General features: G+C 63.8%; 15 protein-coding genes. 8 read left to right on the top strand and 7 right to left on the bottom strand.

Annotated elements, in window-relative coordinates:
* Positions 1-18 precede the first annotated feature (18 nt).
* The gene (locus AB7535_RS20395) at positions 19-759 is read left to right on the top strand and encodes a metallophosphoesterase family protein (RefSeq protein ID WP_063982494.1); all 741 of its coding nucleotides are present in this window, start codon (positions 19-21) and stop codon (positions 757-759) included.
* 65 nt (positions 760-824) lie between these two features.
* Complete coding sequence (locus AB7535_RS20400) at positions 825-1,178, top strand: cupin domain-containing protein (protein WP_085398441.1); 354 nt, start codon at positions 825-827, stop codon at positions 1,176-1,178.
* A 21-nt stretch (positions 1,179-1,199) separates the two neighbouring features.
* Here the strand turns inward: AB7535_RS20400 and AB7535_RS20405 are convergent, their stop codons facing one another.
* The 5 genes from AB7535_RS20405 to AB7535_RS20425 form a co-directional block, all read right to left on the bottom strand.
* Entirely contained in the window at positions 1,200-1,712 is a 513-nt protein-coding gene (locus AB7535_RS20405) for a hypothetical protein (protein ID WP_085398442.1), read from the bottom strand.
* A gap of 95 nt (positions 1,713-1,807) precedes the next feature.
* Positions 1,808-2,224 carry a VOC family protein gene (locus tag AB7535_RS20410; RefSeq protein ID WP_085398443.1) on the bottom strand — a complete coding sequence of 139 codons (417 nt, stop codon included), beginning with the start codon at positions 2,222-2,224 and terminating at the stop codon, positions 1,808-1,810.
* A 109-nt stretch (positions 2,225-2,333) separates the two neighbouring features.
* Positions 2,334-2,816, bottom strand: a complete 483-nt coding sequence (locus AB7535_RS20415) for a DUF5680 domain-containing protein (RefSeq protein WP_354114801.1) — start codon at positions 2,814-2,816, stop codon at positions 2,334-2,336.
* 3 nt (positions 2,817-2,819) lie between these two features.
* Entirely contained in the window at positions 2,820-3,971 is a 1,152-nt protein-coding gene (locus AB7535_RS20420; RefSeq protein ID WP_085398445.1) for a zinc-binding dehydrogenase, read from the bottom strand.
* Positions 3,972-4,102: 131 nt separating this feature from the next.
* The gene (locus tag AB7535_RS20425) at positions 4,103-4,741 is read right to left on the bottom strand and encodes a Clp protease N-terminal domain-containing protein (protein WP_085398446.1); all 639 of its coding nucleotides are present in this window, start codon (positions 4,739-4,741) and stop codon (positions 4,103-4,105) included.
* 326 nt (positions 4,742-5,067) lie between these two features.
* Between AB7535_RS20425 and AB7535_RS20430 the strand changes: the two genes are divergently transcribed.
* From AB7535_RS20430 to AB7535_RS20455, 6 genes are all read left to right on the top strand, one after another.
* On the top strand, positions 5,068-5,547 hold the full coding sequence (locus AB7535_RS20430) for a GNAT family N-acetyltransferase (protein WP_085398449.1): 480 nt from the start codon (positions 5,068-5,070) through the stop codon (positions 5,545-5,547).
* A gap of 37 nt (positions 5,548-5,584) precedes the next feature.
* Entirely contained in the window at positions 5,585-6,382 is a 798-nt protein-coding gene (locus AB7535_RS20435) for an alpha/beta fold hydrolase (RefSeq protein ID WP_439036803.1), read from the top strand.
* 142 nt (positions 6,383-6,524) lie between these two features.
* Positions 6,525-7,772 (top strand): MFS transporter, encoded by a 1,248-nt coding sequence (locus AB7535_RS20440; RefSeq protein ID WP_256376483.1) that lies wholly within the window; start codon positions 6,525-6,527, stop codon positions 7,770-7,772.
* A 52-nt stretch (positions 7,773-7,824) separates the two neighbouring features.
* Complete coding sequence (locus AB7535_RS20445; protein WP_135216644.1) at positions 7,825-8,991, top strand: MFS transporter; 1,167 nt, start codon at positions 7,825-7,827, stop codon at positions 8,989-8,991.
* A 68-nt stretch (positions 8,992-9,059) separates the two neighbouring features.
* Positions 9,060-9,671, top strand: coding sequence for a PilZ domain-containing protein (locus AB7535_RS20450; RefSeq protein ID WP_063982484.1), 612 nt, complete (start codon positions 9,060-9,062; stop codon positions 9,669-9,671).
* Between the two features lie 330 nt (positions 9,672-10,001).
* Positions 10,002-10,625, top strand: coding sequence for a transglutaminase-like cysteine peptidase (locus AB7535_RS20455; protein WP_028154093.1), 624 nt, complete (start codon positions 10,002-10,004; stop codon positions 10,623-10,625).
* Between the two features lie 119 nt (positions 10,626-10,744).
* On the opposite strand, the gene AB7535_RS20460 is transcribed toward AB7535_RS20455, so the two are convergent.
* Together AB7535_RS20460 and AB7535_RS20465 are read right to left on the bottom strand one after the other, a co-directional pair.
* Complete coding sequence (locus AB7535_RS20460; protein WP_354114802.1) at positions 10,745-12,508, bottom strand: CYTH and CHAD domain-containing protein; 1,764 nt, start codon at positions 12,506-12,508, stop codon at positions 10,745-10,747.
* A gap of 451 nt (positions 12,509-12,959) precedes the next feature.
* Complete coding sequence (locus tag AB7535_RS20465; RefSeq protein ID WP_071912614.1) at positions 12,960-14,315, bottom strand: metal-dependent hydrolase family protein; 1,356 nt, start codon at positions 14,313-14,315, stop codon at positions 12,960-12,962.
* Between the last annotated feature and the right edge of the window lie 157 nt (positions 14,316-14,472).

A 14,472-nucleotide genomic window follows, 5' to 3' on the forward strand; every position in this document is an offset into this window, starting at 1 on the left:
AGCACGGGGAGCACGACGATGCGATTGGCAGTCATTTCCGATATCCACGGCAATCTCGCTGCGTTGGAAGCGGTGCTGGCCGACATCAAGGCGCGCGGCGTCGATCGTACGGTCAACCTCGGCGATTGCGTCACCAGCCCGCTGTGGCCAAAGGAAACTTTCGAGGCTCTCCAGTCGCTGTCGTTGCCGACGGTGCGCGGAAATCATGATCGCTGGATTGAGGAGTTTCCAGACGACAAGCTCTCGCCGGCAGGTCTGTTTGCGCGTAGCGCATTGACCGCGGAGCAGCGCCGCGCACTTCACAGCCTGCCCTCCCAAATACGGCTGGACGACGGGATCCTGGCCTGCCACGGCACACCCGACGACGATACGACGTGCCTGCTCGAAGAAGCGCTCGAGGACGGCCGCTTCGTGCCGGCGCGTCGCGACGTGCTGACCGCGCGCCTTTCGAGCGCGCCAACGGCGCGTGTCGTGCTGTGTGGTCACAGCCACCGCCAAGCGGCTGTTCAGGGCCCGGGCGACCGCCTGGTCCTCAATCCCGGCAGCGTTGGTTGCCCGGTGTTCGCGGACATTCCTTTTGCCGCAAACCTGGAGCATCGCTCGCCTCACGCCCGCTACGCGATCCTCACGAAACGAACAAGAGGCTGGCAAGTCGAACTGCTGGCCCTGGAATACGACTGGGAAGCCGCGTCCGCGCAGGCGCTCGCCAACGGCCGCCCGGAATGGGCGGAGGCCATGTTATCAGGACATGTCAAATAGCTGGCCTTGCCACGTCGGTCATTCGATCCCAAATCGTGCCTCACGAGAGAGCAACGGGGTGAAACATGGCCGACAAGATATCGCTTGCCGACAAGCTCGCGACCTTTGGGGATTTCTGGTCGCCGCGCACGGTCACGACCTTCAACGATTGCGACGTGATGGTGGTGAAGGTGAAGGGCGAGTTCACCTGGCACAAGCACGATGACACCGACGATTTCTTTCTCGTCCTGAAAGGCAGTCTGGACATTGAATTGCGGGATTGCACGGTGACGCTCGGTCCGGGCGAACTCTATGTCGTGCCCAAAGGGGTCGAGCATCGCCCGGTGGCACGCGAGGAGGTTCACCTCCTGCTCATCGAGCCCACCGGCACGCCGAACACGGGCGACAAGGCCACCGCCGCAGCACGCAAGCTCGCATAGAGGACAACGCTTGGCGCGCGTCTAATCCCTGGAGGTCGCCAGCTTGCTGAAGCGGCCGACCAGCCTCGCCCTGACCCGTGCAACTGTGTCCCTCGCCGCGCGGCTCAGGGCGCGGATGGCGCGCCAGGCGTCGGTTGCCTGCAGCCACGCCTTCACCTCGGAGAACTTGCCGTACGCCCAGGCGAACGCCGGAATCCGCATCAGCTTGTCGCGCGTAAGATGGAACAGGCGCTCGACCAGCACGAGCTTGAGCAATTCGCCGACGATGAAAGTCACGGCGGCGCTCACGATCTGACCTGTTGCAGCGAGGTAGGCCGCCACCGGCTTGATCGGCTCCAGAATGATCACGGGCACGGAAAACAGGGCGAGCGAGGGATAAGGGGACAGCGACCTGATCCAGGTGCGCAACCACTTGAATTCGAAATGCCGCCCAATCCAGCGCGCCATTGGCCGCGCGACGGCCATGAAGACGGCATCCACTAGGAAGTAGATGGCCGCCAGGATGTAAGTAACGGGTTTCAGGATTCGCTTCACGATACCTCTCCCGTGAAGTGAAAGTCGGAACCTGGGCCTAAGTTTCACCTTAACATGGATAGATCGGGGATTCCCGATGGAACTTTTTGGGCGCCTCAGATCTCGGCATAGACCTCCAGCAAATTGCCGTCGGGATCGCGAAAAAACAGCGTCCGGTGTCCGAATGACTGGTTCGTCGGCGGTGACAGCAGCGCCACGCCCTGCCGCACCAGTTCATCGGCACATTGATCGACCTCGGTCGCGGACACCTTGAAGGCCAGTTGCAGCGAAGCGCTGCCCGCCGGCGTCGGCGCGTCGGCCGCGGTCCGGCTCGGTCTCGCCAGCGCCAGCGTGTTGCCGCCCAGGCCGTACTCGATCCAGTTCGGCGAGAGCTCGCGCAGCAGCGGAAAGGCGAGAACGTCCTCGTAGAACCGGCGCATCACCGCCATGTCGCGCACGAAGATGACGGTGTAGTCGATCGCGCGAATGGCGTGGAAAGGGGAGCGGGTGCGCGGGTTAGGTTCGTCTGTCATTGTAGCCCTCTTCCAAACTCAGGCTCGTAGCCCGCATGGAGCGAAACGGAATGCGGGACCGGCGGCCCCGGATTGCGCTGCGCTCCATCCGGGCTACAAGGTTCAAGAATTATCGCAACAAACCACCGCTATAGCGCAGCTCGTACAGCGGCGCGCCATCATGCCGCGCGATCGTCTCGATGCCGTGGAAACGATCGAGCACCCTTTCGACCTCGTTGCGGTAAGTCATGCCGCTCTGCTCGAACAGGCGCGGTCCCCGATAAGGCTCCTCGACGCTTGCGCCCAATAGCGCCCGGCGCAGGAACTTGTAGATCTCGAGCAGCGTGGACCGATCCGTGATGTCCGCGCGGACGCCGCCGCCGTAGCTCATCGACCAGATGACACGGTCATCCCGTGACACGGTCTCTTGGCCAACGAAAAATCCCATCCCGAAATAGATATCGCGATAGGCATAAGGTGGCGCGCGATGCTCGAGCTGCTTGGAGCCGGCGAGCAGCGGCGCGGCCACGGTCGCGTCGTCGTCCAGCCCCGCATAGGTGCGCCGCTTGGCTTCGACCAGGAACGCAGCGAGATCGGGTGGAATGGACGGCATTGTCTAGTCCACCAATTCCGGCCACGGCACGATGGTCGATTTCACCGTCTTCATCGCCATCGCATCCCTCACCGCCTGCGCGACGCCCGCTTCCGTGAACGGATAGATCGTCTGCATCTTCAGCCAGGGATATTTGTCACGCGTGCGGTAGAGCATGTCGACGCCGAGCGGGAGATCATTACCGGTAAAGCCCCAGGATCCCAGCACGTTGAGGTCCTTGGTGCAGATGCGGTGCCAGGAGGTCTCGATCGAACCGGCGTCGGTGAACTGACCCATCTCGACATAGGTGCCGCCGTCGCGCAGCATCTCGATGCCTTCGGGGCCGGCGGTCGGATGTCCCGAGCAATCCATCACGAGATCGGCGCCGAAATGGCCTACGATCTCGCGCACGCGCGCGATGCGCTCCTGCGGCGATTTGATCTCCTCGATGTTGACCGTCGCCTCCGCGCCGAATTCGCGCGCGAGCTTGAGCCGCGGCTCTTCCGGCGCGCCGACGCAGATCACGCGCCCCGCTCCCATCTCCCTGGCGGCCGCGACCGCGAGAATGCCGATCGGACCCGAGCCCTGGATCACCACCGTGTCGCCCCACGAAAAACCACCGGCGCGACTGGCGCGGTTGAAGGCGCGGATGCAGGAGGTCAGCGGCTCCGAGAGCGCGCCCAGCCGCAGCGACATGTCGTCGGGCAGCTTGTAGATCTTGGTGCCCGGCAGCATCTCGAGATCGACATAGACATATTCGGCCCAGCCGCCCCACATATGCGGCGCCTTGTCGAAGCCGAGATAGCGGCCGTAATAGACCGGCGTCAGGCACTTGTTGGCGGTCTGCGGATAATGGATGCAGTAATAGCAATGGCCGCAGGGCATCAGCGGCGGGATCATCACTTTCGAGCCGACCTTCAGCGGCTTGCTCATGAAGTCCTCGGTGAATTCGTCACCGCATTCGACGACGATTCCACCAAGCTCGTGGCCGAGCGTGAACGGCCAGGGCAGCGGCTTCGGCCAATGCCCCTTGAGAATGTGCAGATCGGTCCCGCAGACGCCGCAGGCGCCGACCTTGATCAGCGCAGCCTTCCGGCCGACCTTCGGCCATGGCACGGTCTTGATGACGGGCTCCGAGCCCGGTCCTGCGTGAGTGCAGACGCGGATCTGGTCCATGGGTGTGTCCTCGCGGCCTGCTTGTTATGATTGATTGGTGCGGCCGACGATCAGCCTATGACAGCCGTGGGGCGTTGCAAATACCAAGGTGCGTACCTCAAATGCACCGGGGCAGAAGGTTCACTGTTCTCTCAACTTGCGCGAGGAGGCGCTCTCTCAAGACCTTCGCCGGTCATGCCCTGCTCGCTCAGGAGCCAAACCGCAGGACTTGCAGTTTCGCTGAACATGGTCGCCAACACGTCCAGACCGCTCGTTTCACGTTTCAGGCTGCGCACGGTCGCACGATGCACCACACGTCGAAATGCAACCGTCGGCGTCGTGTCGCGCTCGTCGCGGATCATCACCCAAGTGCTCAGCTTATCGTCGATATAGGAGACTGTGGTTCGCCTCAGGGCTTCGAGGTCAACCTCGCTGGCCTTCATCACTTCCGAGGCATCCGGATCGTCCAGCAGCGCAAGCAAGAGATGCTCCAGCGTCGCAAACTCGTGCTTTCGCGCTTTGGCGTAAGTGAGAGCCCTGTTCAGAGTCAGATCGAGCTCGCGGGTAAATCCCGAAGGCCACTTGATGCTCGCACGCGGTGGCTGAGACGAGGCCGTGTCAGACGCCGGCGGTTCGCGTCGGATCGCGGCAGCAAGCGTATTCCAGTCAGCCAAGCCAAACAGCTCGGCAGTCAGCTCAAGGCTTTCGGCGACCGAAATCTTGAGACCTTTGGAGGCGAGAGAGGCGCGCAGCGTGCGCGCCATAGCTTTAGCATCGCGAAAGTCGCGCATGGCTTACTCCTTTGCTTGAACACTTCGGGAAGCCAGTGCTTGCGTTGCTGACCCGTTGTTCGGCAAAGGGGCCAAGACGATGCATGCGATACGTTCACCATCCCGTAAAGGGTGCAAGCGGCAGGTCGTATCCACCTGAAAGAAAGGTGGCTCGACGGCCGCCAAGTGTCAATACTGACGACTCGCGCAAACCCGTAAATGCCTACACCCGGACGCTGGGTTAGGATGAGACGGCTCCTAGCCCGTATGGCGCAGCGTGGAATGCGGGACAGGCGGTCCCGGATTACGCTTACGCTCCATCCGGGCTACGATCGAGGATGATGCCGATGCTACGTGACTATCAGCCGACTGATGCGGAAGCGATCGTGCGCGTCGCTCTCGCGGCTTTCGCGCAATTCGAGCAGGATTATTCCGACTGGCCGTTGTTTACGACCCATGTCGCGAAAATGCCGGAGCTTGCCAAAACCGGCGAGATCATCGTCGCCGAGGATGGCGGCCAGATCGTCGGCGCCGTCGCCTATGTCGGTCCGCAAGCCCCGAAGCCGGCCTTCTTCGATCCGGCCTGGCCGATCATCCGCATGCTGGTGGTTGATCCGGCCGCGCGCAGCAAGGGCATCGGCCGACAATTGACCGAAGAATGCCTGCGCCGCGCCGAGCGCGACCGGTCGCCGGTCATCGCCCTGCACACAACGCCGATCATGACGGTCGCATTGCCGATGTATCAGCGGATGGGATTTACCAGGGTTCGCGAGGCGCCGGATATTCTGGGCGTGCCCTATGCGGTTTACGTCAAGGCGCTGGGGTAGGATGGCGTCGGCGTTGATTCTTTGACAGTCGTTGCGAATGACAAACTGGACGAGCCGAACCTGCGCGGCAAATGGCATCGACATCCATTATTTACGGACCGGGGACGACAAGCCTGCGCTGATTGCGCTGCATGGTCTGACCGGAAGCGGCGCCTGCTGGACACCGCTGGCGCGCGCTCTCGAGGACGGCTACGACGTCATCATGCCCTCTGCGAGAGGACATGGCGCGTCGAGCGCACCGTCCGGCGAGTATCGGTACTGCGATCTCGCAGACGACGTCATCGGCCTCATTGACGCGCTCGGGCTGACTGCCCCGATCCTGCTCGGCCATTCCATGGGCGGCATGACCGCTGCCGTGGTTGCGAGCGAGATGGGTACGGCCATTCGCAGCGTTATCCTCGCCGATCCGACCTTCCTGCCACCGGAGCGCCAGCGCGAGGTTTACGAGAGTGATGTCGCCGAGCAGCATCGCCGGCTTCTGGGGCAGGACAAGGATGAGGTACTGGCCGAGGCCCGGCGGCGGCATCCGCACCGCTCATCCGAGCTGCTTGACCTGATCGTTGATGCGCGGCTGCGGACCGAGATCAGCGCCTTCGAGGTTCTCACGCCGCCGAACCCGGATTATCGCGAGCTTGTCAAAGCCATTGCCGTGCCGAGCCTGCTTGTCATCGGAGACAATGGCGTTGTCTCCGTCGAGACGGCGCGGGAGCTGCAGGGGCTCAATCAACACCTCCGCCATGAGGTGATCGCGAATGCGGGCCATGGGTTGCCATATGACAAGCCGGATGAGTTTGCTGCGGTGGTCAGGTCGTTTCTGGCGACGGAGATCGCGTGACGCGCTGCTTCGTAGCCCGCATGGAGCTCTGCGGAATGCGGGGTCGGCGGTCCCGGGTTGCGGGCTACGGACATACACCCAAGTGTCTTGAGCGGCCGGCGGCGAACGTGTAAGGCCCGAACAGTCCCACCCAGGTGATCGCTTGAACCCCCTTCCCCAAAATCCTGTTGTCGCGTCCGGATCGTTCGCGGCGATGAAGTCGGTGCCGTACCGGCTCCAGTTCATCGCCTACGTGCTGGCGATGATGGCGGACAACATCGAGCATGTGATCAGCTATTGGGTGGTGTTCCAAAAATTCCATTCGCCGACGCTGGGGGGCTTTGCCGTGCTGTCGCACTGGCTGCCGTTCCTGCTGTTCTCGGTCGCGGTCGGCGGGCTCGCCGACCGGTTCGATCCGCGGCGCATCATCCAATGCGGCATGCTGCTGTTCATCGTGGCCTCGGCCGGATGGGGCTTCTTCTTCATCACCGACACCATCCAGATGTGGCACGCGATGTTGCTGCTGGTGATCCACGGCTGCGCCGGCGTGCTGTGGCAGACGCCGAACCAGCTTCTGCTCTACGACCTCGTCGGTCCCGCGGATCTTCCGAGCGCGGTGCGCCTGAATGCGATGGCGCGCTATCTCGGCATCCTGGTCGGACCTGCCGTCGGCGGCGTCATCATGCTCACGCTGGGCACCTCGCACGGCATCATCTTCAACACGCTGTTCTACCTGCCGATGCTGCTGTGGCTGTTCTGGGCGCCGGTGCGCGACAAGAGCGTCGCGGTGCGGCGCTTCGCCATGCGCGGCCTTGCCGACATCGTGCTGACGATGCGTGCCATCGGCACGCAACCGGTGCTGACCGCAATGACGTGGCTCGCCGGCCTCACCTCCTTCATGATCGGCAACGCCTATCACGCCCAGATGCCGGGCTTTGCCGGCGATCTCGGCCACGGCGATCCCGGCGTCTCCTACAGCGTTCTGCTCGCGGCCGACGCCGCAGGTGCACTGCTCGCCGGCATCGCGCTGGAATCATGGGGACGGTTGAAGGGCACGCCGCGCACCGCGATCATGCTCGCCATGCTGTGGAGCGTGGCGCTGCTCGGCTTCGCCGCGGTGCGGATCTATCCGGTCGCGATCGTGCTGCTGTTCTTTGCCGGCTTCTTCGAGCTGTCCTTCAACACCATGGCGCAGGCGCTGGTGCAGTTGAACGCACCGCACGACATCCGCGGCCGCGTCGTGGGTCTTTACAACATGGCCGGCCTCGGCATGCGGGCCTTCAGTGGCATCACCGTCGGCCTGTTCGGCGCGGCGATCGGCATTCACTGGTCGCTCGGGCTCTCGGCCGCGGTGCTGCTGGCGCTGCTGTGCCTTCTCTACGGACGCGCGACGAGGAAGACAGCCGGTTGACTCTCGTCCCTCTCCACCGCACCTTCGAGAGAGGGCTTGGGGAGATGAGACGTTGCGCAATCGCTGGGGCATTCTTGCGATCCTGTTCGTCGTGCGCCTCACCATCGCGTTCCAGTTCCAGAGCGTGGCCGCTGTCGCGCCGTTGCTGCAACAGACTTTTGGCGTCGGGCTCGCCGATATCGGCATCCTGATCGGACTCTATTTCACCCCCGGCATCGTGCTGGCGCTGCCGGGCGGCGCGATCGGCCGGACTCTTGGCGACAAGCCGACGACGATCGCAGCGCTGCTGCTGATGACCGCGGGCAGCCTCGTCATGGCCACCACCGACATCTGGGGCTGGCAGATGGCGGGGCGGCTCGTCTCCGGCGCCGGCGGCGTGCTGCTGACGGTGCAGCTCACCAAGATGGGCACCGACTGGTTCGCCGGGAAGGAGATCGCGACCGCGATGGCGATCTTCGTCAACTCCTGGCCGGCCGGCGTCGCGATCTCGCTGCTGGTGCTGCCGGCGATCGGCACGGCCTATGGCGCGAGCGCGGTGTTCCTGGCGGCGGGCGCACTCACGGCCATCGGTATTGTGCTGGTCACGCTCTATCAGTCGCCGCCGGGTGCCACAGTCAGCGCGGCCGGCCCAGGCCGGCTCGATCCCCTCGCGCTGCTGGCGGTGATCGTCGCGGGCCTGATCTGGGGACTCTTTAATGTCGGCTTCGCCATGATCTTCTCGTTCGGCCCCTCCCTGCTCGCCGAGCGCGGCTGGAGCATTGCGGCGGCAGGCTCCGCGATCAGCCTCGTGATGTGGCTGTCGGTGATCTCGGTGCCGGCAGGCGGCTATCTCGCCGACCGCTTCAAGCGTCCGCTCACGCTCGCGACCGCAGCCAGCCTCATCGTGGCCGGGCTGCTGGCCTGGTTGCCGCGATCGGATGCGGTGATCACGGTCCTCGTCCTGATCGGCCTGATCGGCGGCCATCCGGCCGGCCCGATCATGAGCCTGGCCGCCCGCGTGCTCGCGCCGGAAACAAGGGCGATCGGCATGGGCGTGTTCTACACTCTCTTCTATGCCGCGATGATGCTGGGACCGGCGGTCGCCGGCCGGCTGGCCAAATCGGCCGGGACGGCCGCGGTGGCACTCGACCTCGGCGCGCTGACGGTGCTGGCCTGCCCGCCGCTGATGTGGCTTTTCGAGCGCATTGTGTCTGTCCGTAATCGACGCGCCCAATCCTAACGCGGCGTTAACCCTGTGCACCTTAGGGTCGTCCCGGACTCCGCCAGGCGGGGGGTCGGGTTGTGAAAATGGCGTTGGCGAACAAAAAATTTCTTCCGGCCGCCGAGGAACGACGGCGTTTCCAGCGGGTGAAGGTTCACCTGCTCGGCCGCTACATGCTGCCGGACCGCCGGGAATTCCCCTGCCAGGTGATCAACATGTCGCCGGGCGGACTGGCGCTTCTGGCCCCCGGCATCGGCAATGTCGGCGACCGCGTGGTCGCCTATCTCGACCATATTGGGCGGGTCGAGGGCAAGATCACCCGCATCATCGACAACGGTTTCGCCATGACGGTCGGGGCGACGCCCCGCAAGCGCGACAAGCTGGCGGCCCAGCTCACCTGGCTTGCCAACCGCGACATCCTCAATCTGCCGGAGGATCGCCGCCACGACCGTATCGTGCCGCGCAACCCGATCGCGGTGCTGACGCTCGAGGACGGCACCAAGATGACCTGCCGCATCATCGACCTCTCGCTGTCCGGTGCCGCCATTGCCGCGGAGAACCGCCCGCCGGTGAAATCGATCGTGCTGCTCGGCCGGGTCCAGGGCCGCGTGGTCCGAAACCTCGAGGACGGCTTCGCGCTGGAGTTCATGCACGAGCAGCCGATAGAGACTCTCGAAGAGAGCGTTACCGCGCGGTAAAGCGCAAGGACGCTAAAACGCCTGTATTTCCAGCCCTGAAGGCGGCCTCCGCGATGCGGACGCCGCCTTTTTCGTGTCCGGCGACCGCCTCGCGCGGGTTAACGCGAGGGCTGCGAGCGCGTGCAAACAACAGTTCCGCCAGCGTTTCCGCGTTAATAGATAAAATTTGAATCAATTGAAGTCATTTCAAATCTTAGTCGAATTCGATTCAAGTATAGATCGAATTAATCGCGCCTTTTACTTGTATTCGTCTCGACTTGACTTGGCCGACTTAGCGGCAACTCAAAAGCTCCATGCGAAATGTGGTCCCAACAAGAAACGGGGGCCGCAATGTTGGACTTCAGGGGACAGGGGAAAGGGCTGGCACTGGCTGCCATGCTCTTCGGGATCAGCGCGGCAGCGCAGGCCGGCGAAGGCCGCCTGCTCTACGCGAGCCTCGGCGACACCACGCGTGCGCCGATCGGCTGGGTCGAGTTCTGTGCGGATAATGCCGCTCAGTGCCAGGGCGCGCCGACGCAACCGCGCGACATCGTGATGTCGCAGGCCGCATGGCGCGACCTCGTCAAGGTCAATCGCTGGGTCAACGAGACCGTCAAGCCTTTGACCGACCAGGAGCACTGGGGCGTGATCGAGAAGTGGTCGCTGCCGACCGACGGTTACGGCGATTGTGAAGACTACGTGCTGCTGAAGCGCAAGATGCTGATCGATGCCGGATGGCCGCGCGAGGCCCTGCTCATCACCGTCGTGCGGGACAAGAAGGGCGAAGGACACGCGGTGCTGACGGTGAAGACCGACAAGGGCGAGTTCGTTCTCGACAATCAGAACGAGAACGTCGTTGCCTGGACGGAGACCGGCTACCGCTTCGTCAAGCGCCAGTCACAGAGCGACCCCAATGTCTGGGTCTCGCTCGGCGACACCAAGCCGGCGGTCTCCACCGCCAGCGCCAAGAACTAGCAGTCAGGAAAACGAGTTACGCGGCCCGGTCACATCCCCACCCCTCCCCGTCCCAGACCGGTTCGCGCGCGGCCAGCCATCCCCCAATGGCTGGCCGCAACTTTTTTTGGGGCGAGCAATCAGCCCTGCGACGACCAGGGCACGCGCGCGGCGGTGAAATCGCGCCACGTGCGTTGCAAAGCGGGCTGCACGCCGATCGATGCACGTGCCTGCCAGCCGGCGATCGCCGCAGCCGCGACGGCGCTGTCGGGTTCAGTACCGAGCCCATCGAGCAGCGATGCCGTGACCGCCATATCGTTGAATGCGCCAAGCTCCTCCTGCAAGGCTGCGAGCCTGCGCGAGAAACGTCGCGCCGACTTGCGATCCTCGTACAGCGGCAGCAGGAACTCGCTGAGATAGCGCAGCCGCTTGGTCGCGAGCCGCACCCGGTGCAGCTCCTCGGCGGGAAGCGACTTGAAGCGGCGGCCACGCTTGAGCACCTTGGCGTATTGCTCCGACAAGATGCGTCGCGCGAAATCGACGGCAGGTTCGGCGAGCTGGCCGAGATCTTCGGCGGCAACGTCGTTGCGCCAGCCTCGCGTCTCGATCCAGTTTCCGAGGCCGATCAGGAACACGGCGCAGCGGCGATCGTCGAGCGCATCATGCGCCTTGCGATAGGCGTCCGACTGGCGCTCGGCCGCAGCCCGGCCCAGCGCATCGAAGCCGGCGACCAATGGACAGGCCTGTGCGATCGTCGGCAAGGTATCGAGCTGGAACACGTCCCAATCACGGGCGGCGGACAGGTCTTGCGCCAGCCATTTGACCTCCGACCGCAGCGCGTCGAGATTGCTGAGCGCGCCGACCGATCGCATCAGGTCGAGCGCCGATCGCAGCCGGCGCAGCGAGACGCGGAGTTGATGCACGCCTTCCGGGTTGCGCCCGTCCTCGGCGGCCGGCAGCGACTGAAGCAGATGGAGGAAGCAGGAGCGCAGGATCGTCGCGAAGGCCTCGTCGAGCGTGACCGACGCATCGAGGCGAAGTTTTCGCGGACGACGTGCCGGGGGCGGCTCATCGGCGGCAAGATCAAAGCCGCGCGCCGACTTGGTACGGATGGACGGCTTGACCGCGCCCTGCTCCGCGAGCCGCAGCGCGACCTCGTAGATCGTGCTGGCGCTGCCGCTCTTCAGCTCAAGCTCGATCTCGCTCACCGGTAGCGTGCGATCGCCAGCCGTCAGCTCGCCTTGATCGAAGGCGATTTCGACCGTGCCGGACGGCAAGTCGATCATCCTCGCATGACGACGGATGTTAGCTGTGAAGACGGCTTCGAGCGGCTGCGCCAAGAGGTGGCTACGAAGCTCCTCCGGAATGAAGGGCATCGCCAGAGCGAGATCGGGCGCAAGCGACGACACGCTCGCCTCCCACTCGCCACGGCGCAGCGGATCGTCCGCAGCGTCCGTCTTCACGGTCTGCACGAAGCGCGCGCCGCTCTGGCGGACGCGCAGGCTGAGGCCATTGCGCCGAAGCAGGCGCTCGGCCGTGTCGTAATAGACCGACTTGAGATGCTTGCGCGTGCCCTTGTTGCGCGCATTGGCCGTGATGACCGGCGCGGCGTTGAAATGCGCCATGCGAGCGGCATCGACGAGCAGCTTGAGCTCGATCTCACCGGCGGGACGCGCAGCAGTGCCGGACTGGGCTGGCTCCGGTGCAGGCGTCGTGTCTTGCGATGGCGTCTGATCAATCACAGCGCCCTCGACGATCGCATGTTCCGGGTCGGGCTCGGCTGCGTCACGTTGCCTGAGGAAGCCGGCGACGACTTGCGTTCTCTTGTTCCTGTCCTTGAGGACAGGATTCCCATCCGGCGCGCTCATGGTTTTGCGAGCCGGTGTAGCGTCTGATTTCAACATTTCCGGTGACATGACAGTTTGATGACAGAGCGCAGCATATAGCTCGTCAGGCCCGCAAGGAATAGCAACGTTACGTCGCAACGCATCATCGTCCACATGCGCCATGCGCGACGCTAAAGATCGGGCAGGACTGTCATAATTCGTCCGGCGTGACGAATTAAATTGCCGCCGCGTACAGTAAGTGATCGAATTGATAGCGAATCTCGGCGTTCTCGAAACCGAGATGAACGCGTCAGCGAGCTTGACTCATGCTAGCAGAAAAATTCTTTCTGGTTTTGGAGACGCTCAGAAGTCACGCCTCCGATGGTGACAGGCCGGAGATTGTGACAAGCCCCGCGCGGCCTCCTGCGCTCCCCGAGATCGCAAAAGGCTCTCGACCAGGAAAGCCGGTTCCTGACGAGCGCGACTAGAAGCGATTGAATTTCGCGGGCTCACACCTGCCCAGCGCGCATCAATGCGCGAGCCTGTTCTTGTAGATCCTGCCGTCCTTCATGATCACCACAAAATTCTTCGCGGGATCTTCGACAAGCTTGATGTCGTCGAGCGGATTGCCGTCGACCAGCAGGAGATCGGCGAGCGCGCCCTCCTCGACCACGCCGAGCTTGCCGGGATAGGGATTGCGCAGGCCCGACAGGCTCAAGAGTTCAGCGTTGGTCGACGTCGCCATCGTCAGCGCTTCGGCCGGCGTGTACCAGCGCGTCAGTGCGGCCAGCATCGAGCCCTGCTTGTCCGCCAATGCCTTCGAGAACAGGACGTCAGTGCCGAACGCGGTCTTGATCTTGTACTTCTTCGCCAGCGCATAGACGCGGTCAGTGCCGGCAACGACCTGCCGCATCTTGTCCTGCTCCGACGGTCCCAGCGCCGCGGCGCCGGAGATATCAAGGAATGGTTGCGTGCTCAGCCAGACGCCCTTCTCCGCGATCAGCTTCGCGCTCGCCTCATCCATGAGATGTCCGTGCTCGATGCATCTCACGCCGGCCGCGATCGAGCGCTGGATCGCGACCGACGTATAGGCGTGCGTGGCGACATAGGTGCCCCAATTGTCCGCGGCCTCGACAGCGGCGCGCAGCTCGGGCTCGGTGAAGGTGGAGACATCGAGCGGACTGAAGGGCGATGCGACGCCGCCGCCCGCCGTGAGCTTGACCTGCGACGCGCCTTGCATCAGTTGCTCGCGCGCGCGCACGCGCACCTCGTCGGGGCTGTCGGCAACCATGCTGCCGCCGATCAGCTCCATGCGGCTGAGCATTCCGCCGATCGTGCGCGGCAGATCGGAGAGCTGCCGGAAGTCGCCATGACCGCTGGTGACGGTGATGATGGCACCGGACGGATAGATGCGGGGTCCGGCGACGAGATCCTCGTCGATGGCCTGCTTGAGGCCGAAGCTCGGTCCGCCCATGTCGCGTATGGTGGTAAAGCCGCGCATCAGCGTCGCCGTCGCCTCACTGGCGGCGAGCAAATTGTTGTAGCCGATATCGCCTGCGAGGGCTGCCATCGGCGTCGGACGCACCAGCATCGCGTGCCAGTGTGCGTCGATCAGTCCCGGCATCAGCACGCGGCCGCCGCCGTCGATCACCTGACCGGTGGCCGCGATATCGGCGGTCGAAATCTTCTCGATCTTCCTGTTCCTGATCAGGACGTTGGACGCGGCCGAGAGCGTGGCATTCTTTCCGTCGAAGATCCGAACGTTGCGGAACAGGACGGCGGAGTCCTGCTGGGCTCGTAAGGGCAACGGGCTGCCGAGGCTTCCAATCGACACAAGCAATGCGGCGGCTCTGAAGAGTCCGGCCGGCGTGGTCCAACCCCACATGTCCAATCTCCACGCAGATCCGGGCGAACGCCAGCCAGCTGACGCCGCGCGATGCAGCTATGGATTGATGCCTGCAAACCGCATCGAGTCAATTTGCAACCACAGGGAGGTTTTGCAAATCAGCCATACGGAGCGAAGAGAAGCGTCCCCATCAAGT

The sequence above is a fragment of the Bradyrhizobium sp. 956_D2_N1_4 genome (assembly GCF_052076025.1).
Taxonomy (GTDB): domain Bacteria; phylum Pseudomonadota; class Alphaproteobacteria; order Rhizobiales; family Xanthobacteraceae; genus Bradyrhizobium; species Bradyrhizobium barranii.

Coding starts and splice junctions, on each gene's coding strand:
- AB7535_RS20395 (WP_063982494.1), top strand. CDS start 19: ATGCGATTGGCAGTCATTTCCGATATCCACGGCAATCTCGCTGCGTTG.
- AB7535_RS20400 (WP_085398441.1), top strand. CDS start 825: ATGGCCGACAAGATATCGCTTGCCGACAAGCTCGCGACCTTTGGGGAT.
- AB7535_RS20410 (WP_085398443.1), bottom strand. CDS start 2,224: ATGACAGACGAACCTAACCCGCGCACCCGCTCCCCTTTCCACGCCATT.
- AB7535_RS20415 (WP_354114801.1), bottom strand. CDS start 2,816: ATGCCGTCCATTCCACCCGATCTCGCTGCGTTCCTGGTCGAAGCCAAG.
- AB7535_RS20420 (WP_085398445.1), bottom strand. CDS start 3,971: ATGGACCAGATCCGCGTCTGCACTCACGCAGGACCGGGCTCGGAGCCC.
- AB7535_RS20425 (WP_085398446.1), bottom strand. CDS start 4,741: ATGCGCGACTTTCGCGATGCTAAAGCTATGGCGCGCACGCTGCGCGCC.
- AB7535_RS20430 (WP_085398449.1), top strand. CDS start 5,068: ATGCTACGTGACTATCAGCCGACTGATGCGGAAGCGATCGTGCGCGTC.
- AB7535_RS20435 (WP_439036803.1), top strand. CDS start 5,585: ATGACAAACTGGACGAGCCGAACCTGCGCGGCAAATGGCATCGACATC.
- AB7535_RS20450 (WP_063982484.1), top strand. CDS start 9,060: ATGGCGTTGGCGAACAAAAAATTTCTTCCGGCCGCCGAGGAACGACGG.
- AB7535_RS20455 (WP_028154093.1), top strand. CDS start 10,002: ATGTTGGACTTCAGGGGACAGGGGAAAGGGCTGGCACTGGCTGCCATG.
- AB7535_RS20460 (WP_354114802.1), bottom strand. CDS start 12,508: ATGTTGAAATCAGACGCTACACCGGCTCGCAAAACCATGAGCGCGCCG.
- AB7535_RS20465 (WP_071912614.1), bottom strand. CDS start 14,315: ATGTGGGGTTGGACCACGCCGGCCGGACTCTTCAGAGCCGCCGCATTG.